This window comes from Arenibacter lacus (assembly GCF_008711145.1).
GTDB lineage: Bacteria > Bacteroidota > Bacteroidia > Flavobacteriales > Flavobacteriaceae > Arenibacter > Arenibacter amylolyticus.
Window position 1 is genome coordinate 1 of the sequence record NZ_VVIN01000038.1, and the last position, 21,115, is coordinate 21,115.

Genomic DNA, 21,115 nt, shown 5'->3' on the forward strand with positions numbered 1-21,115 from the left:
CTAAGTAGTTATGTCAACACGGACGATCAAACAGCATCGGAAGTGAACATCACCGATGCTGCGGGTAATTTCACCGCTACGGAAGTGGAAGGTGCCTTGGCCGAATTGGCTGCTGGTAGCACAGATGATCAATACGATGATGAAGTGCCATTGCGAACGCCTATTGACGTAAACGAGGGAGGGATTGCTTCACCAACTTTAGAGACAACGGTAGAACAAGTAATCCAAGCAATTGCGCCAATCACCTCCAAAGCCGCTAGGATATTTTACCCTCCCTCCATTTCGATAGATGCCTCCTCAACTGCTACTGGAAGAACCTTGGATTTATATGCCCAGTATATTACACAATTTGGATCTCCTGCTGTGGCCAGTGCGGGAGCACCAACAGCTATACCTACGTATGCCGCTACAGATCTGTATTACTATGTTACCGTATACGATACTTCGGTATTTGCAAATGTTAGTGTAAATGCATCAGGGGTTATGACGTACGATGTGATTGCCACACCCTCGGATTACAACTCCTTGATCAACGTAGTTTTTGTGGTAAAATAAACCGAAAAATCAATAACCCATTACAACCAAGAATTTGAAATCTAACCCAACCTATAGATACTTAGTAGTCACCCTACTATTTGCTTTGCTGAATATGGGCGCTCTTAGTGCGCAGTTCTTGTTGCAGGCGCCTAATAGCAGTGATGAACATAACTATAAATGGTACGAAGCATCGGATAGGAATACGGTATTGGGAACCGATTTCTTTTATGAGGTTACGCAGCCAGGAATCTACTTCGCTACCTATGACGGGACCCTTTGTGGATCCAATGCCAGTGGGTATTTTATAGTAACCGATTGTTCCAGTCCAAATAACGAGGTGGTTTTAGATGTTTCAAGTAAAGTAGGATCGGCGTCTTCCATTAGTTGGTCCCCGCCCATTAGCGGAGACCAATTGCTGGCATCCGTGACCGCTACCCAAAGCGTAACCAAGTATACCGCAACGGTAACCAAGGCAGGAAATTCATTTGATCTTCCTAACTTTACCGTGGTATGTTTACAACAGGCAGCTATATTAGAGGACGATTATGCGACAGTTAAGGAGGATGAGTCGGTAGTGATACCCATATTCGATAATGATAGCAATATTCCTACAGAGGGACTGTTAACCACTTCTAACCCTTTCAATGGCAATGTTTTTATTGACGATAATGGTACGCCCAACGACCCTTCAGATGATATTGTAAGCTTTGCTCCCAATCCTAACTTTAATGGCAATACCTTCTTTACCTATACCATTTGTAATGCCAAAGGCGATTGTAGTACTGCTACTGTTTATGTAGAGGTGTTACCCATTGTGGATGCCTTTAATGATACTGCAGTAACTATGCAAAACGAAGCGGTAGAGATCGATATTTTGGCGAATGATGATGACATTCCCCTCATTGCCACCTTGCAAATCTCCAGTCCGGCCAATGGCACCGTAGTGGTGAACGATTATGGAACACCTAATGATATTATCGATGATACGGTAACCTATACCCCGGATACCGATTTTGTAGGGACAGACAACTTTACCTATACCATTTGTGATGAAGACAATAATTGCAGCACAGCCAGCGTTACGGTCTTGGTAAATACCGATGGAACCGGTGATCCGGATCCGGACAAAGGGGATAAGCCTGAGGAGGAAGATCCCATTGCGGATGATTGGGGCGAGGACGTGGAGGTATTCAACGTAATCACACCCAATAATGATGGAATCCATGATGTGTTGACTATTAAAGCAATAGAAAATTACCCTAATAACACCATCAAAATATACAACCGATGGGGAGTGATGGTCTTTTCTACTAGAAGTTATGACAATTACACCAACAACTTTGACGGTACTTCTAAAGGTAGGGTTACCGTAGGGCAAGACAATAAACTGCCAGTGGGAACTTACTTCTATATGTTGAACATTTCCAATGCAGATCAAACTAAGAACAAGACCCTTACTGGATATATCTATATAAATCGATAAGAGCATGCGATATTCTATAAAAAACCGACTCTTTTTTAGGCAGCTGCCTATACTGTGCCTGCTGATCCTATTGTTTATGGAGACGGAAGTTATAGCGCAACAAGATGCCCAGTACACTCAGTACATGTATAATACGGTGAGTGTTAACCCCGCTTATACCGGGTCTAGAGGACATTTAAGCATTGCAGCCCTTCATAGGTCCCAATGGGCGGGGGTAGATGGTGCACCCATTACCCAGACCCTAAATGTGCATTCCCCAATAGGGTATAGGGGAGTAGGCCTAGGCCTGTCTATTGTGAATGATAAGATTGGCCCTACTTCCGAAACCTATTTTGATGGCGATTTCTCCTATACCATCCATACCTCTAGGGAGGGAAGGTTGAGCTTTGGCCTTAAGGCGAGCGCCCACCTTTTGGATATTCGGTTTTCCGAATTAAATCAGGATAATACCAATCCAGGAGGGCCAGATCCTACCTTGCAACACGATATAGATAATAAATTCTCCCCAAATATTGGGGCTGGGGTTTATTATCGCACTGATAAGTTTTATGCCGGACTTTCGGTACCTCGATTTTTACAGACCACCCATTTTGACGGGGCCTCCCTGTCTACCGCCCAAGAGCAGATGAACTTTTACCTGATTACCGGCTATGTGTTTGATATGAATGCCAATGTGAAATTTAAACCTACCCTCCTAACTAAGGCGGTTATAGGAGCTCCACTTCAAGTAGATGTGTCTGCCAATTTTATGTTTAACGATAAATTTATTCTTGGCGCAGGTTACCGGTGGGATGCCGCAGTAAGTGCTATGGCCGCATTCCATTTGAATAACAAAATGTTGGTTGGTATTGCCTACGATAGGGAAACCACTAAATTGGGACGGGCTATATTTAATCAAGGCTCTTTTGAGATAATTGTCCGTTACGATTTTTTCAGCCGAGTATCCAATCTTAAGTCCCCTAGATTTTTCTAATCGAATCCTCTAAATTCTAGCCATACCTTTTCTCTTAAAAGCAGCTTTTTAAGATAGACTTAACCCTTATAATGGGGGAAAGCCTTATTTTTACGGTATGGAAGAAGAAAAAGTTATTTTGGTAAACGAGTTGGACGAGCCTATTGGTACTATGCCTAAATTAGAGGCTCATGAGAAAGCATTGTTACACAGGGCTTTTTCGGTTTTTATCATGAATGATAAGGGGGAAACTATGATTCAGCAAAGAGCTGCCCATAAATACCACTCTCCCTTAATATGGGCAAATACCTGCTGTAGTCACCAAAGAGTAGGCGAGACCAATGTGGAAGCCGGAAGGAGAAGGCTTATGGAAGAAATGGGGTTTGAAGTTCCCTTAAAAGAACTGTTTTCCTTTATCTATAAGGCGCCTTTTGATAACGGACTTACGGAGCACGAATTGGATCATGTGATGATTGGCAAGTACAACGGGGAACCCAATATAAACCCAGACGAGGTAGCCGATTGGAAATGGATGAAACCCGAGGATATTAAAAAAGATATCGAAGCAGACCCAGATAAATATTCGGCCTGGTTTAAAATTATTTTCGAAAAATTCTATGATCATATTACCCAAGAGATGAACGTGATATGAAAGTTAAAGTAAGCAGAAAAGCGCATTTTAATGCAGCGCATCGACTTCATAGACCAGATTGGGACGATGATAAAAATCAGTTGGTCTTCGGATTGTGTAATAATCCAAATTTCCATGGACACAATTATGAGTTAGTGGTGAGTGTTACTGGGGAGATAGACCAGGAAACAGGCTTTGTGATGGATATGAAAATCCTAAAAGACCTGATCAAGGATAAAGTAGAGTCCGTATTAGACCATAAGAACCTAAATGTGGAAATCGATCATTTTAAAACCGTAAACCCTACGGCAGAGAATATTGCAGTTTTTATCTGGAAAAATCTTAGACCTTCCATAAAATCGCACTTGGAGTTGGAAGTAACCCTATATGAAACCCCTAGAAATTTTGTAACATTTTCCGGATAAGGAGCTTACTGCCCAAATCCATGCCTGCGTTCCAAGTAGGCTGGGCGATTAATTTTTCTAAAAAAACATAGAACTAAAAAATAAAAAGGAATATGAACTTATATCCATTGATGTTTGATCCCATTTTAAAAGAAAGACTTTGGGGAGGGACCAAGCTAAAAGAGGTATTGGGAAAGGAAATAGTTGCCGACAATACGGGTGAGAGCTGGGAGTTGTCTGGAGTAGCCGGAGATGTATCCGTCGTAGCCAACGGCACTTTAAAAGGCACTTCCTTGCAAGAACTTATGGAGAAGTATCCCAATGAGGTTCTGGGTGAGAGTGTGGTAAAGCAATTTGGGTATGATTTTCCCATCCTAATCAAATTCATAGACGCCAAACAAGACCTTTCCATTCAGTTGCATCCCAATGATGAGCTTGCAAAAGAAAGACATAATTCTTTTGGGAAAACCGAAATGTGGTATGTGATGGATGCCGATAAGGATGCCGAACTAATCATAGGTTTTAACAAAAACGTTACCAAAGAGGAATACTCCAAGAGTTTGGAGGAGAACAGCTTATTGGACTTGCTGAATTATGAGAAGGTGAAAACAGGAGATACTTTTTTTATCAATACTGGAAAAATCCACGCTATTGGTGCAGGGGTGCTCTTGGCCGAAATTCAGCAAACCTCTGATGTAACCTATCGGGTCTTCGATTTTAATAGAAAAGACAAAGATGGCAACTATAGGGAACTTCATACGGAATTGGCTCTGGAAGCTATTGACTATGAAAAAAAGGACGATTTTAAGGTTTCCTATGAGCAAGGAAAGGATAAAGTAAACTCCATGGTATCCTGTCCCTATTTTTCTACAAATTTCTTAAATCTGACCCAGCCTAAGGAATTGGATATTGCCGATAGAAAATCGTTTACCATCTATCTCTGTGTAGAAGGGGCGGTCAGTATTTCCAACGACTATGGAGCGGTAGAACTGCAAAAAGGACAAACGGTATTGATTCCCGCAGCATCCAAAACAGTACAAATAAATACAACGAAAGCAAAACTTTTGGAAGTTACTATCTGAAAATGATTACTTTTGCACTTAAATATATTACCAATGGCAAGTATAAGAGATTTAAAAAAAGACATTAATTACGTTTTAGGAGATATTATTGAAACCGTTTATTTAGTAGACGCGTCAAATAAAGGGGAGATTTCCAAGGAAGGGAATGCCGTTATCGATGGTGCAATCGCCACTTTTGATGACCTTATTGAAAAGGTGAATGATAAATCTGTAGAAAACAGGGCGGCACACTTAAAAGGTGTACGCAAAGAATTGGAGACCAAAGCAGGTGCTTTGGTGGAAGATTTAAACAAATTGGGCTAATCCCAAGAATTTGTATCCAATAAAAAAGCATCCTTTTTAGGATGCTTTTTTTGTTGGTATCTATGCTGTCTTTACTTCTTTCCCAACTTGCCTGTGAGCAAGTGAGGGTGCTAAAAGCTCTTCAGAAGAAGTCTTTTATTCCCCTTGCCGATTCATCTTTTGTTCAGCTATAAACTTCTTTAATTCCTTTCCGTACTTAGAATTAGCTACCGCAGGACTAAGAGAGTTGTTGATGGAGTCTAAATACTTGATGTTAGCGTCCGACACTTCTTTTAAAGCGATATAGGGTGCTACATAGGTGTCTGTATTATTCATGGCAAAATTTAAAGCGAACAAATAGCCTCTTTTTACATTCTTATCACTTAAGTCTTGAAGTGAATCCATCTTTGCCGGATCGTTCTGATATTCTGGATTCAAACTAGCCCGTATATACTCTAGGTTTTTAGTGTTGAATCTAGACATCACCTTTTGGTATTCACTTAATTTATCCTGACTTTCAGAACCTGTAACCTTGGCGTTTAAATCAAATGTATTCCAAGAGGTATTTATGGTAATTTCACCAGGTTCCCCAAAGAAGGTAATACGATCGTTAATGTCATTATTGTCATTTTTATCCAAATAGAGATAAAAGATTTCCGGACTCTCTATCTCCGTGGAAAAGGTGAAATTTCCTTCTCCTTTTATAGTTAGGGAATCTATGTTCACCAAGCTGGTATCTACAATATGTTGTAAATATAGGGTTCCTTTTTTTAGTCCTTTCACCTTGCCGGTAACGGTCATAGTATTTTCAGAAGTCCCTGCACAGGAGGCAATGAAAGCGGCAATAAGGCCGGTGATAAATATTTTTTTCATAGGTAAGTATTATTGTTTTTTGACAGTCGTACTTAGGTTGCGATCAGTATGTAAACTTGCCCGACGGCGGTCAAGTTCGCATATGCTTATTTGTATCTAAAACTAGTTGACGGTCATGCTCATTTGATAGTTTTTTAATTGGTGCGCAAATATGACGAAAGTTTGTGGAATTCTAAACTTTTGAGGCAATTTCCATGAGAATAGTACAAAGGATAGCACCCCCTGTTCCCACTACATAACCAAAAACCGCCAATAACACGCCTACCGAAGTAAGGGATGGGTGAAATTCTGCAGCTACAATAGGAGCAGAAGCGGCTCCCCCAACGTTAGCCTGACTCCCAACGGCGAGAAAGAAATAAGGGGCTTTGATTAATTTTGCAACCAGGATCAGTAGCCCAGCATGTATAGCGATCCAAACAAATCCTATTAGGATCAAGCCTGGGTTTTCGAAAACCATGCTTAAATCCATTTTCATACCAATAGTGGCAACCAGGATATAGATAAAAACACTCCCCATTTTACTGGCGCCCGCTCCTTCATAATTTTTTGCTTTGGTAAAGGATAGCACAATTCCTATGATGGTTGCAATGACTACCATCCAAAAGAAATTGGAGCCTAGGAAGGATAGGAAACTTCCCTTATCGCTAACACTTTTTATAGAACCGAGATAGGCACTAAGGTAATCCCCAATGAAATGGGATAGGCCTACGGCGGTAAATGCAAATAAGAGCATCATCATATAATCGGTTAGGGTAGGGACCCTTGTGATACGTTCAGAGAATTCTGAGACGGTTATCTTTAGTTTTTCTATGGCCGAGGTGTCTGCCTTTAACCATTTGTCTATTCGTTTCGTTTTCCCAACACCCAGGAGAATGATCGCCATCCAAGCATTGGCAACAACAATATCTACTAGAACCATCCCTCCATATTTTTCGGGATTGTACTTGTAAATCTCCAGCATGGCGGCTTGGTTGGCACCTCCACCAATCCAACTTCCGGCAATAGTAGACAAGCCCCTCCAAATAGCATCAAAATCATTGCCGCCAACGGTTTCTGGGGAGAAAATGGAAATAATTAATATTGCCAATGGCCCACCAATAATAATCCCTACAGTTCCCGTTAAAAACATAATCAGCGCCTTGGAACCTAATTTCGCTATGGCTTTCATATCTATACTGAGCGTCATTAGGACTAAGGCCGCTGGTAAGAGATACCTACTGGCCATATAGTAAAGATTGGAATTGTCATCCGAAATGAGTCCGCTACTAGCTAAAATGGATGGTAGTAGATAACACATTAATACAGCTGGAATAAAGGTGTAAAATTTACCCCAGAATCCAGTTTTTATGGAAGAGGTATAAAAAATAAATCCAAGACAAAGGGTGAGTAGTCCAAAAACAACGGTGTCGTTGGTAATAAATGGTTCGGTCATAATATGGTAAGTTCAATTTGGGATAAATATAATCAAATAAATAAATGCTGGTTGATGTAGCGGGCAACACCATCCTCCGTATTGTTTGGCGCAATGGCATTGGAGATTTCCTTTACTTCCTCTCTCGCATTGCCTACTGCAACCCCATGACCGGCATGTTGAAGCATTTCTATATCATTATAGTTGTCGCCAAAGGCAATTACATCTTTTAAATCTTCCCCCGCTTGCAATAAAAGATTTATAGCCGTTAACTTGGAAACAGATTTAGGGGCAATTTCAATCAGGGTGTCGTTGGACCGATATAAATTTAGGTGTTCCGAAAAGGAGTTAAAGAGCAAGGGGAAAATAGTATCCATCTTCTCTTTTTCTCCCATCATCATAATCTTATGCGCCCCTAGTTGCCTTGTTTGCCAATCCGATAAGGTTTCTGGGGTGTTTCTGAAAGTAGGGAATGCCTTGGTGTATTTTATTTCTTTTTGTACTCGTTCCGAATCTACCTCCACATACCATTCATCCCGCGAATAAAGACCTAACCTGATGTCCATTTTTTCCGCCTTTTGGTAGATGGATTCAATAAGATCTAAGGAGATAAACGTGGAACTCAATTCTTTGTGGCCGTCCATAATCAAGGCTCCATTATAACAAATAATAGGTTGGTCCTCTATTCCCAAAGCTTGTTGGATATAGGTCATGGATTTGGGCATCCTTGCAGACACTAGGATTACCCTCATGCGGTCCCTTATCCTCTTTATTTCATTGATGGTATAGGTAGACACATGGTCCTTATAGGTTAAAAGCGTACCATCTAGATCGGAACATAAAATTTTATAATTCATTCATGGGAATTCTGTTGGATCGGTGTCCAAGGATTAATTTTTGCCAAATATAATCTTAAGTGGATATATATGGAACGGATTTAATGGATTATCCTTTTCTAAAGCAATATCTACTATTAAAAAACGCAATTAATCCGTAAATCTATTTCAAGGAGCGCTCCATGGCTATCTAGCTAGGATCCTTAATTGCAAAACCTAGAGCCAGGTGCTAGTTTAATGGGCTATCTAACTCGATTAATCTTTTGATTTAAATCGCCTCGACTTTTTCTTGTTGGGATTTTTAAATAAACGTTTAAAGAATCCGTCGCGTTTTACAGGCTCACAATCTAATTTTCCCAATACCGAAGGGCTAGGAGTTTTAAATCTAGCTTTGGTAATATAATCAAAGGACTTGTCCGCATTTAATTTCTGTGTCCACAATGCAAAAATGGGCAATGCCGCATTGGCGCCTTGCCCTAGGCTAGTACTTTTAAAACCAATTTCATGATGGTCCAATCCCACCCAGGTAATATTCAGTAATTTGGGGGTAAGTGCTACAAACCAAGCGTCCTTATTGTTTTGGGTGGTCCCCGTTTTTCCTGCTATATCATTCTTTAGACCATAGGTAGAACGGAGTCGCGCTGCGGTACCACTATTTACAGTAGCTTTCATCATTTCTAGCATAAGCTGCCTGTTTTCGTCCGAAAATGCAGGGGTCTTGGCAATTGTAGGCTCAAAGACCACTAAAGTAGAATCCCTGTTGTCGTTGATGTGGTTGATGAGAAAGGGAGTTACAGCTTTCCCCATATTAAGATAACTAGCATAAGCTCCTGCCAATTCATTTATTTTAATCTCAGCAGTTCCCAAAGCCACCGAAGGCAATGCGGGTAAATCGGTTTCGATTCCCATTTTTTTCGCTTGTGACAATACCTTGGGGATGCCCGCTTTCTCTAATACTTTTACTGCAACGGTATTTACAGAATTGCTTAACGCCTCTTCCATGGAATAATTAAGGTAGGCCTCGTCCTTGTTTCCCGAATTGCTGGGAGACCAACCTTCCATATTTTCGTATGCTACCTCCTGTGCAGAAAAATAGGTGCAGGGCGTTATGCCGCTTTCCAAGGCCGCGGTATAAACTATAGGCTTAAATGCAGAACCTACCTGTCTTTTACTTTGGGATATATGATCGAACTTAAAGTGCTTGTAATTAATTCCTCCTAGCCAGGTTTTTACTGCCCCAATGCTGGGGTCTATGGAGAGAGAGCCCATGTTTAAAAACTTAGCGTAGTGAATTATACTGTCCAAGGAGCTGGCCATTAGGGTGGTGTCTCCCTTCCAGTCTGTTAAGGTCATGGATTTCTTGGTCTTTAGGGTGTCCATGATTTGTGGCTCACTAAGTCCGGCAGATTTTAATTTTTTATAAATGTCGGACCGTTGTATAATTTTATTGATGAGACTTTTATTGATCTTCCATGGTGCATTTTTGCCATAGCTTTTTTCAAAACTTGCTTGAAGTTTACTCATGTGCTCTTGCATGGCCTCTTCGGCTAAAACCTGCATCTTATAATCTAAGGTGGTATAAATTTTTAAACCGGATGTGTAGATATTGTATTCCTGCCCTTTTTGTTGTTGCTCTTTAATCCACTTTAAAACTTGCTTCCTTACCTCTTCCCTAAAATACGGGGCAATTCCGTCATTGTGATCATAATCGCGATAGTCTAATTGTAAAGGTGCTAGAACAAGACTATCTGCTGCTTTAGATGTCAAGTAGCCGTTTTTTTCCATAGCACGGAGTACCAGGTTACGTCTGTTAAGACTGTTTTCTGGAAAAACACGGGGATTGTAGCCATAGGTAGCCTTCAACATTCCCACTAGAACGGCACTTTCTTCCAACAACAGGTCCTTGGCCCTTTTGTTGAAAAACTTTAGTGCTGCACTTTCTATCCCAAAAGTATTGTCGCCAAAGGAAACGGTATTGAGGTATAGTAACAGAATCTCCTCTTTAGAATAGATCCTCTCTAGCCTTTTGGCAATAATCATCTCTTTAAACTTGGAGGCCACTAGTTGAAGGGTCCCAGATCTTTCCCGTGGGAATAGGTTTTTTGCCAATTGTTGGGTAAGGGTGCTGCCTCCGCCGGCAGATTTATCCTGTAGTAAGAGGGTTTTAATGCCTACCCTTCCAAGACTCGTAAAGTCTATTCCCGAGTGCTTGTAAAATCTTTCGTCTTCTATGGCTATTAAGGCTTGTACCAATTGTGGGGGTAGGTCCTGGTAGGTTATAGGCTGCCGGTCATAGAGATAATATTTTCCAATCAATACACTGTCCGCAGAATATACCTCGGAAGCTCGTTGATAATTAAAGTCTGAAAGTGCATTTTTGGAGGGTAGCTGGCCCCAAGCACCTAGATATATACTAAGTATGAATAAAGAAAAAAGTGCTCCCAATAATAGGGCCGTAAAAATGGCGTATCTCAGGAGTGGATTTTTTATTTTTTTAAACATTAATTCTCTTTTAATGACTGCAAGATTAAATTTTAAAATGTATTACAGGCGTTCCTTTACACTTCCTTTTGTCTCAATAAATATAGTATACGAAAATATAAGGTTTCGGGATGTTCTTATAGGCGACTAATTTTTTGCTATCCATTGGGGGCTCTTTGTAGAATGGTGGGATTCCTATAGGTTTATATGAGTGTAGTGGAAGTAAATTACCGATTATCAGATGAATAAGTGCGAAGCAGGAATTTCGGATACCGCTTAGGAAAAAATAGGGAGTTTTTCAATTCTTTTTTGGCGGAGGAATAAAACTTTAATACGTCCAATAATTCACTATTTTTGATTTTTCGGGCTTTTTTCAATTCGGTTGGATGGAACTTATGAAGAGACCCATACATACTAAGTGTAACATTAGTGAATCACTATAATCAAATTTTGTAATGAAAAAAATACTTCTCTTTTGTTTAATAGCTGCGCAATTGTCGTTTGCCAATGAGTTAGATTGGTCCAAAACGGGACATAGGACTATTGGGGAAATTGCCGCACACCACCTAACGGGTAAAACCAAAAGGGCAATTAATAAATTATTGGATGGACAGAGTTTGGCCTTGGCATCCAATTATGCCGATGAGATAAAGGCAGATCGCAGCTATTCCAAGTTTGGGCCTTGGCATTATGTAAACTATCCTATGGATAAAAAATACACCGATGTAACACCCAGTCCTGCCGGGGATGTGGTGATGGGGATCCAAAAAAGTATTGCCATCATAAGGGATAAAAACAGTAGTAAGGAAGATAAAGCCTTCTATCTTAAGATGTTGGTGCATTTAATAGGAGACCTTCACCAGCCCATGCACGTAGGTAGACTGGAAGACAAAGGAGGGAACGATATTCAGCTTAGGTGGTTCGGGAGGGGCACCAATTTACATAGGCTTTGGGATGCCAATATGATTGATGACTATGGCATGAGTTACTCAGAATTGGCTCTTAACCTTCCCAAGCTTTCCAAGAAAGAAATTAAGGCTATTCAGCAAGGTGACGTGTATGATTGGGTGGAAGAATCCCACGGATTGGCCAATATCCTTTACGATTCTGTGGAGGTTGGTGAGCAGTTGGGTTATGCCTACAAATATAATTATTGGTCATTGGTGGAACAGCAGTTGCAAAAAGGCGGACTCCGTTTAGCGAAGGTTCTAAATGAGCTGTTTTAGAATCGATTAAAGCGTAGGGTTTAATGCTTTGTGGTAGGATTTATAAGGAGGGTTGCTAATCATTTAGGCCATGGGCAATGAGACCCTGTTGTAGCCCAATGTAAAGTATTGCAACACAATAGGTAGATGTTGTGTAGAAGGACTGGGGGCAATAGCCTAAAGTGAAAAGTAAACTGGCCCAATTAACCTCTTGTTTTATTTAATGATCCTAAAGGTAAGGTTAATCCTTTGATGCTGGGCTTTGGTGGTCTTGGGGACTTGGTGCAACCAATGGTGCTGGGTTTCCCCTTTCATGAGCAAGAGGCTACCGTGCTGCAAAAGTAGTTTGTGCTTTACATCCTTGTTTTTTCTGTGCTTCAAATGAAAATAGCGCTCTTGTCCCAAAGATATAGAGGCGATTATGGGATTTTTTCCCAATTCTTTTTCATCATCAGCATGCCATCCATTACTATCCTTCCCATCCCTATATAAATTAAGTAAACAGCTGGTAAATTGGATGTTAAGACTTTTATGAAGGCTGTTTTTGAGTTCTAGTAACAGTGGGGTGAAAGTATGGGGCTTCATGCGGATGCCAGAGTAGGTGTAGGCTTGTCCATTGTCCCCATAAAGGGCGGTAAGCCTAGGCTGGGGATGGGTCTTGCCAAATAAGGTGATCGTTTCTTGTTGCCATGGGGTTTCTTTCCTGAGTTTTTCAAAATATAAATTGGCCTGTTGTGATGATAAAAAGTGGGGGTAATAACTAATATCGCTATCGGGGAGGTCTAGATGTATGGGATCTGAAAATAATGAAATACTCATTGTATATTTATTAAGGGTGTTGTTCCGTTAGTTGTATTCAGGATGGAAGCTTTTATTTAGGAATTTGGATTGGTATTGGTTGTTCGAACTATAAATTTCGCTATTTCCTTCACTTGGCATTTTAAGACCGAGCTAAATATTTCCCAAATAATAATAGGCCCAATAGATCAACACAAATTGGAGGGGAATCCTAAGGATAAGTATCCACTTCGGAATTCCCGCAGCTTCTTTTTTGCCTTTCAGCATATAAAAATGTACCAAGAGGAAAACGATCAACATGCTTATAATGCCATAGAGGGAAATATCTTTGGTTGTGGAAAAGCACAAGCCAAAACCCAAAAGTATTTCCGCCATCCCGCTTAATGCCAGCAAAAGTTTGGGCTTAGGCAGATAGTTAGGCATAATACGAAGGTACATCTTCGGTTGTATGAAATGCATTGTTCCAGCAACTATATAAATGAATGCCATGAGGTAAAGATGCCAAGGGTAGGTCATATTACTTTATTAGAGGTTAGTTAATGCATGGTAAAAGACATTATTTCTTTCCAAGGAACTCCAAAGGGATTACAAGATAGTTGGAAAATATTTTAAATCATCCAAATAAAAAAAGCTGCATCAAAAATAAATTGATGCAGCCTTCTATTTTAAAATACTCAGTACTTTGTTTTTAGTACTTATTTAACCATTTCATAGCTACGCTTAATGAAATTAGTAAGCTCTTCTCCTTTTAGCAATCCTTTGGACAATCGAGCCAAATCTAGGGATTGGTTTATGAGTCGCGCTTTCTTTTTAGCAGTCTTCGTATTCAAGATTTCAGATACCAATTCGTGATTGGTATTCACTACCAGATTGTACATTTCTGGCATATTGCCCATCCCGAACATTCCGCCACCACCGGTTTGTTGCATTTCCTTCATACGGCGCATAAACTCGGGCTCCGTAATAATGAATGGTGAGGCATTGCTATCCATAGCTTCTAGCTGAATGGTGTAGCTCTTATTATTTATGGTCTCTTCAATGGACGTTTTTAGGGACTCTTGCTCTTCCTCAGAAAGCTTGGAGATGGGGGTGTCTTCTTTCTTTATCAGGTTATCCAAATGATCGGCGTCTACCCTAGCAAAAGAAATATTTTCTTTAGAAGTTTCCAGTTTCTGCATTAGGTGGGAAACGATTGGGGAATCCAATAATAATACTTCATACCCTTTATCTTTAGCAGCCTCTATATAACTGTGCTGTTCTTCTTGGTTAGAAGCGTAAAGAATCACCAATTTATCATCCTTATCGGTCTGGTTTTCTTTCAGCTTTTCCTGAAGTTCCTCAAAAGTATAGAACGCTCCATCTACGGTAGGGTACAGTGCAAACTTATCGGCCTTCTCAAAAAACTTCTCTTCGGAAAGCATTCCATATTCGATAACGATTTTAATGTCGTTCCACTTAGCTTCAAAGTCTTCCCTGCTATTCTTAAACAAGGATGCCAATTTATCGGCTACCTTACGTGTAATATAGGACGATATCTTTTTAACCGCTCCATCTGCCTGAAGATACGATCTAGAAACGTTTAATGGGATATCCGGAGAATCTATTACCCCGCGAAGCATGGTAAGGAATTCTGGAACAATACCTTCTACATTATCCGTAACAAATACTTGGTTCTGGTATAAAGCAATCCTGTCTTTTTGAATGTTTAGATCATTGGTCAATTTGGGGAAATACAAGATTCCCGTCAAATTAAACGGATAATCAACATTTAGGTGAATGTGAAATAAGGGCTCCTCAAATTGCATTGGGTAGAGCTCCCTATAAAACTGCTTGTAATCTTCCTCTTTAAGCTCAGTAGGCTGCTTGGTCCAAGCAGGATTAGGGTTGTTAATAATATTATCTACCTCTTGGGTTGGAGCGGGATCCTCCTCCTTGGCATCTTCTGGCTTGGGCAAGGTTTCGGTTTTAGTCCCAAACTTAATAGGTACGGGCATAAACTTATTGTACTTGCTCAGTAACTCTCCAATTCTACTCTCCTCTAAAAACTCGGTGGAATCCTCTGCGATATGAAGGACGATTTCGGTTCCTCTAGTTTCCTTATCGGCTTCTTCCAAAGTAAAGTTTGGCGATCCATCGCAGGTCCAATGAGCAGCGGGGGCATCGGTATAGCTCTTAGTGATGATTTCTACCTTTTCTGCAACCATAAAGGCAGAATAAAAGCCAAGTCCAAAGTGACCGATGATCCCAGAATCTTTTGCGGAATCTTTATATTTGTCTAGGAATTCCTCTGCTCCTGAAAAGGCGATTTCGTTAATATATTTTTTTACCTCATCTTGGGTCATACCCACACCTTGGTCAATAATATGGATTTTCTTTCCCTCCTTATCAACCTTCACCTCAATAATAGGATTGCCGTACTCTACGGAAGCCTCCCCAATAGAAGTTAGGTGTTTTAATTTTAAGGTTGCATCGGTAGCGTTGGAAACCAGCTCCCTAAGAAAAATTTCATGGTCACTGTATAAGAATTTTTTTATAAGCGGAAATATGTTCTCTACGGAAACATTAATCTTGCCTTTGGCCATACTTCTAATATTTTTATGATTATCGGATTGTCAAAGTCAAAAAAAGTACCACATTCTAAAATCGTGACAAACTGGCACTTCGTCTGGCTCGCACTCATGCGGTATGTCACTTATGCAGTTCCCTAGCACCTTCAAATGTCTAGTTATTAAAAGACGGGGAAGTGTAATTTTAAAAATTTTATGGGATTCTTAAATTATTTCCTATACTTTAGTTTTAATAACGAACTTTATGGCATAAGCCTAAAATTTTAAAAACGAAACAGATGTTCAACTCAAAAATAACTGGACTAGGTTTTTATGTTCCGGACAATGTGGTCAGTAATGAGGATTTGTCCAAGGTGATGGATACCAATGATGAATGGATCCAAGAGCGTACAGGTATCAAGGAAAGAAGGCATGTGATTGCAGGTGATGGGGATACTACGACCACTATGGGGGTTAAAGCGGCAAAAATTGCCTTGGAGCGGGCAAAATTGGATAAGGATGAAATAGATTTTATAGTGTTTGCTACCCTAAGTCCAGACTATTATTTTCCTGGGCCTGGTGTCTTAGTGCAACGGGAACTGGGGATAAAGACCGTGGGGGCTTTGGATGTAAGAAATCAGTGTTCCGGTTTTGTATATGCCCTGTCCGTTGCAGATCAGTATATTAAAACTGGCATGTACAAAAATATATTAGTCATTGGCTCCGAGTTGCATTCCCATGGTTTAGACATGACTACTAGGGGTAGGGGGGTGTCCGTGATTTTTGGCGATGGTGCAGGGGCAGCAATACTGAGTAGGGAGGAGGATTCCCAAAAAGGAATACTGTCTACCCATTTGCATTCCGAAGGTGAACATGCAGAAGAACTGGCCCTAATTGCCCCTGGTATGGGGAAGCGTTGGGTAAATGATATTCTTGCAGATAACGATCCCAATGATGAATCTTACTTTCCTTATATGAACGGTCAATTTGTTTTTAAAAATGCAGTGGTCCGTTTTAGTGAGGTAATTGTAGAAGGTTTAAAGGCCAATAACTTGGAGGCTAAAGATATTGATATGTTGGTACCCCACCAGGCCAACCTTCGGATTTCACAGTTTGTTCAGCGTAAATTTGGATTGACAGATGATCAGGTATACAACAACATCATGAATTATGGGAATACCACGGCAGCTTCTATACCAATTGCCCTTACCGAAGCTTGGGAAAAAGGAAAAATAAAGTCGGGAGACTTGGTGGTGCTTGCAGCATTTGGTAGTGGTTTTACTTGGGGAAGTGTCGTTATTCGCTGGTAAATAATCCTAGATTACACCTATATTAAAGCAAAACCCGGAGCCTAAGCTCCGGGTTTTCTTCATTGATAAACTATACTAAACACTAACCATTAACTTTAAAAATACAGTTGTATCAATGATTGATGTTGTTAGGCCCTTAAAGAAAAGGATTTTTGTATTGCTAAAGCCTTGTTTAACATTGTTTAACGTGGGCTTTAACATTGTGGTGTTTCACTTTGGCCGCCCGCAGAAATCAGGCGTGTTAGCTTCCTTGTTTTAATTTTAGGTTTTCACCTCGGTTGTTGACGTTGTTGAGGTTTGGCGGATCTGGACTCGTTTTATAATCCTGTCCTTGGATGCAACCCCAGCCTATAAGGGGAAACCCTTAACTAATCAGTTAGGGTTAGGTCTACAACACTTAAGAAACACAATCAGGGGTGGAGAATCCCTTCACACTATTTTATAAGGTGTTAGTTTAAGCTTTTTTTGGAGTAGGTTTTATTCTGATGGTCCAAAGTCCAATAAAAGTTAATATACCATTTATAGGTAGCAATTCGTACCCAACCTGATATCCGTTTAGATAGTCCGACGGAATATTGGCAATCAATACAATCAGAATTACAGAAAGCACGGAAACGAAGGCTACGTATTTATCCTTTATTTGATACTTGGTGAGGATGCCAAAGGAAAATAATCCCAGTAAGGGGCCATAGGTATAGGTGGCAACTGTTAAGAGTCCGTCTATAACGTTCTTATCTAAAATATGTTTAAAGATTATTATGACAATTATGAGCAATACACTCATTCCTATATGGGTGTTTTTACGGATAGACTTTTGCTTAGCCTCCGGCTTCTTGCTAATATTTAAAAAGTCTATGCAAAAGGAGGTGGTCAGTGAGGTAAGCGCACTATCTGCACTACTATAGGCCGCGGCAATTAATCCTAGCATAAAGGTGATGGCTACCGCAATTCCCAATCCGCTATTAATCGCAATTTCCGGAAACAAAAGATCGGGTTTGGGAACACCATCCAACATAGGAATGCCAATATCAAACCTCCCGGCATAAATAAATAAAAGTGCGCCCAATAATAAAAAGGCGAAGTTGACTACAATAAGCACCAAACTAAACGAAACCACGTTCTTCTGGGCATCCTTTAGGCTTTTGCAAGTGAGGTTCTTTTGCATCATATCCTGATCTAGGCCAGTCATGCAAATAGCAATGAACATTCCTCCTATGAACGACTTTATAAAATGCACTCTGCTAAAAAAATCATCAGTAAAAAATATGGTGTTGTATTTCTTTAGTTCCTCGGAAGCCAAGAATTCTGTGAAACTCCAGTTCAACTCTTGATTAATTTGATAAATGGACAATCCCACGGCAATCAACATAAATAGGGTCTGCAAGGTGTCGGTCCAGACAATTGTCTTTATTCCGCCTTTAAAAGTGTATACCCATATCAGTAGAATGGATAGGGTAACGGTAACTTCAAAAGGTACGTTCCAAGCATCAAATACAAATTGCTGCAATACTATGGCTACCAAAAAAAGTCTAAACGAAGCGCCTAAAACTCGGGAGATAAAAAAGAAAAATGCCCCTGTCTTATAGCTTACCACGCCAAAGCGACCTTCTAGGTATTCATAGATAGAGGTGACGTTTAATCTATAATATATAGGTAGCAGCACATAGGCAATGACCAAGTATCCCGCCAAATATCCAAATACCACCTGCATATAACTAAATTCCGAACTCGCTACCCATCCAGGGACAGAAATAAAGGTAACACCGGATAACGAGGCGCCAATCATACCAAAGGCTACCAAAAACCAGGGGGATTGCTTTCCTGCCTTAAAAAAATCTGCATTAGAGTCGTTTTTTCCAGTGAAATAGGAAATGGTAAGGAGTAATAGGAAATAACAACCTATCAATACTAAAATAAGGGTAGGGGTCATAGTTGGATTTTAAGCCGGCAAAATACAAAAAACAATCATATAAAAACTGAAGGATCTAAAGTGCCAAATAGCGAGCATTGACCAAGATTCAAATATTTCTTTTTCTACCGAGGTCGAGTATTAAATAGTTTAAAATTGTAATTTTGTGCTTATGGAATTCTCTTCAAAATTATTGGAAAATGCCGTCTATGAAGTATCTCAATTACCAGGGATAGGAAAGCGAACGGCATTAAGATTGGTGCTTCACTTACTAAAGCAACCCAAAGAACAGACCACAAGATTAACCAGTGCCTTGGTGAATCTTAAATGCAATATCAAGTTCTGTAAAAACTGTCACAATATTTCCGATGTAATACTTTGTGAAATTTGTGCTAACCCCAAAAGGGACCAAACCACCGTCTGCGTGGTAGAAGACATACGGGATGTTATGGCGATAGAGAATACGGATCAATTTAAGGGGCATTACCATGTGTTGGGGGGTAAAATATCACCCATGGAAGGGGTGGGGCCGCAAGATTTAACCATTGCTTCTTTAATTGAAAAGGTGAAGAAAGGAGAAATAAAAGAGCTTATTTTTGCTTTAAGTTCTACAATGGAAGGAGATACCACTAACTTTTATATCTTTAAGCAGTTGGAGGGAACAGAAATAAAGACCTCTACCATTGCTAGGGGGATTGCCATAGGGGACGAATTGGAATATGCCGATGAGGTTACCCTAGGAAGAAGTATCCTTAATAGGATTCCATTTGAGAATTCTTTGAAGGCCTAGCCAAAATTTAAGTTAGTAATGAATAAAAGACACCAAAGTGGACTTTATTTTATTATTTTTGCAAACTATTAATCAGTAAAAGTCAATTAAATACGAATATGTCAAAGTTTGAGCTAAAATTACCGCAAATGGGAGAAAGTGTAGCGGAAGCTACCCTAACCTCGTGGCTAAAGGAAGTTGGAGATACCATAGAAATGGATGAAGCCGTTTTCGAAATTGCGACGGATAAGGTAGATTCTGAAGTTCCCAGTGAAGTAGATGGTGTTTTGGTAGAGAAGCTTTTTGATGTAGACGATGTAATACAAGTGGGGCAAACAGTGGCCATCCTAGAATTGAGTGGTGCTGCTGTTCAGGCAGAAGAAAAAACCGAACCAGTAACCGCTGCTGTATCGGAAGATTCCATACAGGCAGTAGCGCAAACGGTTGAGGTGGCAAAACAAGTTGCCTCCCCCGCGCAACTAGACTTTAAAGAGTCCGATCGGTTTTACTCTCCCTTGGTGAAAAATATAGCCAAACAGGAAGGAATTGAGCTTGCAGAACTAGATACTATCCCAGGAACTGGTAGTGAAGGCAGGGTAACCAAAAATGATATCTTGGCGTACCTAGAGAATCGTAAATCCGGAGCAACCCAATTTGCCAAAGAAGGTTCCTCTACAGTAGAGAGTGCGAGTGCTGTAAAAATGGATCAGGTACAAAAAGAAGTGTCTGTAGATGCGCAGAAAGCGTCAAATAATACCCAGATAGCCCAGTCGGTAGCAGGGGAAGAGCGCATACCTCTAACCCGTATGGGGAAATTAATTGCCAATCACATGACTGCCAGTTTGGAAACTTCTGCACATGTACAGAGTTTTGTAGAGGTAGATGTGACTAATGTGGTTAAGTGGCGAAATAAGATGAAGGACGAATTTCTAAAAAGGGAAGGGGAGAAACTTACCTTTACGCCAATCTTCATGGAAGCAGTGGCCCTTGCCTTAAAGAAATATCCCATGATGAACATCTCCTTGGAGGGGGATACCATAGTAAAGAAAAAGAATATAAATATAGGGATGGCGGCAGCTTTGCCAGATGGAAATTTAATTGTTCCGGTTATTAAGAATGCAGATCAGTTAAATTTGGTAGGCATGGCAAAAGCGGTAAACGATTTGGCCAATAGGGCTAGGAACAACGCTTTAAAGCCCGATGAGGTGAAGGGCGGTACGTATACCGTTACCAATGTTGGTATCTTTGGAAGTGTATTTGGAACCCCCATCATCAATCAGCCACAGGTAGGTATTCTGGCGCTGGGAGCAATTAGAAAAATGCCCGCCGTGGTAGAGACAAAGGAGGGCGATTTTATTGCTATAAGGAGTAAGATGTACCTCTCGCATAGTTACGATCATAGGGTCGTGAACGGGGCCTTGGGAGGTATGTTTGTAAAAGCAGTAGCCGATTACCTGGAAGCATGGGACGTGAATAGGGAGGTGTAGTTCCTTGCAAATTAAGGTAGCTCAAAATTTTGCGTTCGTAAGAGGATGGTGTTGGTGGCTACTGGAGGTTGTGCTATTATCTATTGGCTTATTTATTGCATAATGACTGCTTTTTTGGA

19 protein-coding genes are annotated in these 21,115 nt (G+C 40.4%); 11 read left to right on the top strand and 8 right to left on the bottom strand.

The genetic code is table 11. From position 1 onward, the window contains the following. The 7 genes from F1E73_RS17625 to F1E73_RS11595 form a co-directional block, all read left to right on the top strand. Positions 1–555: hypothetical protein (locus F1E73_RS17625; protein ID WP_191089009.1), on the top strand; the 555-nt coding region annotated here is incomplete at its 5' end. A gap of 34 nt (positions 556–589) precedes the next feature. After that, the gene (locus F1E73_RS11570) at positions 590–2,020 is read left to right on the top strand and encodes a T9SS type B sorting domain-containing protein (RefSeq protein ID WP_223883417.1); all 1,431 of its coding nucleotides are present in this window, start codon (positions 590–592) and stop codon (positions 2,018–2,020) included. A 4-nt stretch (positions 2,021–2,024) separates the two neighbouring features. Beyond that, a complete protein-coding gene (locus tag F1E73_RS11575) occupies positions 2,025–2,993 on the top strand; it encodes a PorP/SprF family type IX secretion system membrane protein (protein ID WP_086477453.1) in 969 nt (322 codons plus the stop codon). 97 nt (positions 2,994–3,090) lie between these two features. Further along, complete coding sequence (gene idi / locus F1E73_RS11580) at positions 3,091–3,624, top strand: isopentenyl-diphosphate Delta-isomerase (protein WP_086477452.1); 534 nt, start codon at positions 3,091–3,093, stop codon at positions 3,622–3,624. Then, positions 3,621–4,028: a 6-pyruvoyl trahydropterin synthase family protein gene (locus tag F1E73_RS11585; RefSeq protein WP_086477451.1), complete on the top strand. Its 408-nt coding sequence runs from the start codon at positions 3,621–3,623 to the stop codon at positions 4,026–4,028. The genes idi and F1E73_RS11585 overlap by 4 nt, the downstream gene beginning before the upstream one ends. A gap of 92 nt (positions 4,029–4,120) precedes the next feature. After that, on the top strand, positions 4,121–5,089 hold the full coding sequence (locus F1E73_RS11590) for a type I phosphomannose isomerase catalytic subunit (RefSeq protein ID WP_086477450.1): 969 nt from the start codon (positions 4,121–4,123) through the stop codon (positions 5,087–5,089). 33 nt (positions 5,090–5,122) lie between these two features. Then, complete coding sequence (locus tag F1E73_RS11595; RefSeq protein ID WP_086477449.1) at positions 5,123–5,392, top strand: hypothetical protein; 270 nt, start codon at positions 5,123–5,125, stop codon at positions 5,390–5,392. 135 nt (positions 5,393–5,527) lie between these two features. Here F1E73_RS11595 and F1E73_RS11600 read toward each other — a convergent pair whose 3' ends face one another. The 4 genes from F1E73_RS11600 to F1E73_RS11615 all read right to left on the bottom strand — a co-directional run bounded on the left by F1E73_RS11600 (position 5,528) and on the right by F1E73_RS11615 (position 10,993). Next, positions 5,528–6,244: a DUF4369 domain-containing protein gene (locus F1E73_RS11600; protein WP_150451976.1), complete on the bottom strand. Its 717-nt coding sequence runs from the start codon at positions 6,242–6,244 to the stop codon at positions 5,528–5,530. A 172-nt stretch (positions 6,245–6,416) separates the two neighbouring features. Next, positions 6,417–7,676 carry a DUF819 family protein gene (locus tag F1E73_RS11605; protein WP_086477447.1) on the bottom strand — a complete coding sequence of 420 codons (1,260 nt, stop codon included), beginning with the start codon at positions 7,674–7,676 and terminating at the stop codon, positions 6,417–6,419. Between the two features lie 32 nt (positions 7,677–7,708). Further along, positions 7,709–8,512, bottom strand: coding sequence for a Cof-type HAD-IIB family hydrolase (locus F1E73_RS11610; protein ID WP_086477446.1), 804 nt, complete (start codon positions 8,510–8,512; stop codon positions 7,709–7,711). Between the two features lie 234 nt (positions 8,513–8,746). Next, positions 8,747–10,993, bottom strand: coding sequence for a transglycosylase domain-containing protein (locus F1E73_RS11615; protein ID WP_150451977.1), 2,247 nt, complete (start codon positions 10,991–10,993; stop codon positions 8,747–8,749). 434 nt (positions 10,994–11,427) lie between these two features. Here F1E73_RS11615 and F1E73_RS11620 point away from each other — a divergent pair, with 434 nt between their 5' ends. Further along, complete coding sequence (locus F1E73_RS11620) at positions 11,428–12,198, top strand: S1/P1 nuclease (RefSeq protein WP_150451978.1); 771 nt, start codon at positions 11,428–11,430, stop codon at positions 12,196–12,198. A gap of 195 nt (positions 12,199–12,393) precedes the next feature. On the opposite strand, the gene F1E73_RS11625 is transcribed toward F1E73_RS11620, so the two are convergent. From F1E73_RS11625 to htpG, 3 genes are all read right to left on the bottom strand, one after another. Further along, a complete protein-coding gene (locus F1E73_RS11625; protein ID WP_150451979.1) occupies positions 12,394–12,996 on the bottom strand; it encodes an alpha-ketoglutarate-dependent dioxygenase AlkB family protein in 603 nt (200 codons plus the stop codon). A 132-nt stretch (positions 12,997–13,128) separates the two neighbouring features. Next, positions 13,129–13,491, bottom strand: a complete 363-nt coding sequence (locus tag F1E73_RS17900; RefSeq protein WP_150451980.1) for a DoxX family protein — start codon at positions 13,489–13,491, stop codon at positions 13,129–13,131. A gap of 179 nt (positions 13,492–13,670) precedes the next feature. Next, positions 13,671–15,557, bottom strand: a complete 1,887-nt coding sequence (gene htpG, locus F1E73_RS11635) for a molecular chaperone HtpG (protein WP_086477441.1) — start codon at positions 15,555–15,557, stop codon at positions 13,671–13,673. Between the two features lie 263 nt (positions 15,558–15,820). Between htpG and F1E73_RS11640 the strand changes: the two genes are divergently transcribed. Continuing rightward, complete coding sequence (locus tag F1E73_RS11640) at positions 15,821–16,831, top strand: 3-oxoacyl-ACP synthase III family protein (RefSeq protein WP_150451981.1); 1,011 nt, start codon at positions 15,821–15,823, stop codon at positions 16,829–16,831. Between the two features lie 454 nt (positions 16,832–17,285). On the opposite strand, the gene F1E73_RS11645 is transcribed toward F1E73_RS11640, so the two are convergent. Beyond that, the gene (locus F1E73_RS11645; RefSeq protein WP_150451982.1) at positions 17,286–18,761 is read right to left on the bottom strand and encodes a sodium:solute symporter; all 1,476 of its coding nucleotides are present in this window, start codon (positions 18,759–18,761) and stop codon (positions 17,286–17,288) included. A gap of 151 nt (positions 18,762–18,912) precedes the next feature. Between F1E73_RS11645 and recR the strand changes: the two genes are divergently transcribed. Together recR and F1E73_RS11655 are read left to right on the top strand one after the other, a co-directional pair. Beyond that, positions 18,913–19,530, top strand: a complete 618-nt coding sequence (gene recR / locus F1E73_RS11650) for a recombination mediator RecR (RefSeq protein WP_150451983.1) — start codon at positions 18,913–18,915, stop codon at positions 19,528–19,530. Positions 19,531–19,628: 98 nt separating this feature from the next. Continuing rightward, a complete protein-coding gene (locus tag F1E73_RS11655) occupies positions 19,629–20,996 on the top strand; it encodes a dihydrolipoamide acetyltransferase family protein (RefSeq protein ID WP_150451984.1) in 1,368 nt (455 codons plus the stop codon). Positions 20,997–21,115 lie beyond the last annotated feature (119 nt).

Excerpts from the sequence above, each read along its gene's own strand:
- F1E73_RS11575 (WP_086477453.1), top strand. The coding sequence starts at position 2,025 with ATGCGATATTCTATAAAAAACCGACTCTTTTTTAGGCAGCTGCCTATA.
- idi (WP_086477452.1), top strand. The coding sequence starts at position 3,091 with ATGGAAGAAGAAAAAGTTATTTTGGTAAACGAGTTGGACGAGCCTATT.
- F1E73_RS11585 (WP_086477451.1), top strand. The coding sequence starts at position 3,621 with ATGAAAGTTAAAGTAAGCAGAAAAGCGCATTTTAATGCAGCGCATCGA.
- F1E73_RS11590 (WP_086477450.1), top strand. The coding sequence starts at position 4,121 with ATGAACTTATATCCATTGATGTTTGATCCCATTTTAAAAGAAAGACTT.
- F1E73_RS11595 (WP_086477449.1), top strand. The coding sequence starts at position 5,123 with ATGGCAAGTATAAGAGATTTAAAAAAAGACATTAATTACGTTTTAGGA.
- F1E73_RS11600 (WP_150451976.1), bottom strand. The coding sequence starts at position 6,244 with ATGAAAAAAATATTTATCACCGGCCTTATTGCCGCTTTCATTGCCTCC.
- F1E73_RS11605 (WP_086477447.1), bottom strand. The coding sequence starts at position 7,676 with ATGACCGAACCATTTATTACCAACGACACCGTTGTTTTTGGACTACTC.
- F1E73_RS11610 (WP_086477446.1), bottom strand. The coding sequence starts at position 8,512 with ATGAATTATAAAATTTTATGTTCCGATCTAGATGGTACGCTTTTAACC.
- F1E73_RS11615 (WP_150451977.1), bottom strand. The coding sequence starts at position 10,993 with ATGTTTAAAAAAATAAAAAATCCACTCCTGAGATACGCCATTTTTACG.
- F1E73_RS11620 (WP_150451978.1), top strand. The coding sequence starts at position 11,428 with ATGAAAAAAATACTTCTCTTTTGTTTAATAGCTGCGCAATTGTCGTTT.
- F1E73_RS11625 (WP_150451979.1), bottom strand. The coding sequence starts at position 12,996 with ATGAGTATTTCATTATTTTCAGATCCCATACATCTAGACCTCCCCGAT.
- F1E73_RS17900 (WP_150451980.1), bottom strand. The coding sequence starts at position 13,491 with ATGACCTACCCTTGGCATCTTTACCTCATGGCATTCATTTATATAGTT.
- htpG (WP_086477441.1), bottom strand. The coding sequence starts at position 15,557 with ATGGCCAAAGGCAAGATTAATGTTTCCGTAGAGAACATATTTCCGCTT.
- F1E73_RS11640 (WP_150451981.1), top strand. The coding sequence starts at position 15,821 with ATGTTCAACTCAAAAATAACTGGACTAGGTTTTTATGTTCCGGACAAT.
- F1E73_RS11645 (WP_150451982.1), bottom strand. The coding sequence starts at position 18,761 with ATGACCCCTACCCTTATTTTAGTATTGATAGGTTGTTATTTCCTATTA.
- recR (WP_150451983.1), top strand. The coding sequence starts at position 18,913 with ATGGAATTCTCTTCAAAATTATTGGAAAATGCCGTCTATGAAGTATCT.
- F1E73_RS11655 (WP_150451984.1), top strand. The coding sequence starts at position 19,629 with ATGTCAAAGTTTGAGCTAAAATTACCGCAAATGGGAGAAAGTGTAGCG.